This is a genomic window from Candidatus Hydrogenedentota bacterium (assembly GCA_016791475.1).
Taxonomy (GTDB): domain Bacteria; phylum Hydrogenedentota; class Hydrogenedentia; order Hydrogenedentales; family JAEUWI01; genus JAEUWI01.
The window spans coordinates 1-603 of sequence record JAEUWI010000327.1 but is presented as its reverse complement, the minus strand read 5'-3'; the positions used below and the strand labels follow the sequence as shown (position 1 = coordinate 603).

The 603-nt window shown below is 65.0% G+C and carries 1 protein-coding gene; it reads right to left on the bottom strand.

What is annotated here, in order from left to right:
- A partial coding sequence (locus JNK74_29495; protein ID MBL7650309.1) for a hybrid sensor histidine kinase/response regulator occupies positions 1 to 603 on the bottom strand: 603 nt, incomplete at both ends.

Below are 603 nucleotides of genomic sequence, written 5' to 3'. Positions count from 1 at the left end.
ATGCGCACGCCCCCCCCCGATTGCTTGGTGAAGCCATACACCATGGACATCCCAAGGCCGCTGCCCATGCCGAACTGCTTGGTGGTGAAGAAGGGCTCGAAGACCCGCGCCAGAGTGCTGCCGTCCATGCCCATGCCGTTGTCGGTGACGGCAATCTGGACGTAGTCGCCCGGGGGGACTTCAAGATCGGCCGCCGCGTGGATGTTGAGGTGTTCGAGGGAGGATTCGATGCGCAGCTCGCCACCGTTGGGCATGGCGTCGCGGGCGTTGAGGGCGAGATTGAGCAGGGCGTTCTCGAGCTGGTGGGCATCCACCATGGCCACCAGGCAGGGCTCGCGGCTGGCCGTGCTGACGGCGATGGTGCTGGGCAGGGAACGGCGGATGAGCTTGGACATGCCCAGGATCAGTTCATTGACCTCCACCGGCTTCGGCTCCAGGGGCTGGCGCCGGGCAAAACCCAGCAGGCGGCGGATCAGCTCGGCCCCCCGGTTGGCGGCGTGCATGGCCGGTTCGACGAAATTCTCGGTAAGGGGGTCGTCGGGGTGATTTTCCTTGAGCGCCACCAGATTGCCGATGACCACCGTGAGCATGTTGTTGAAGTCG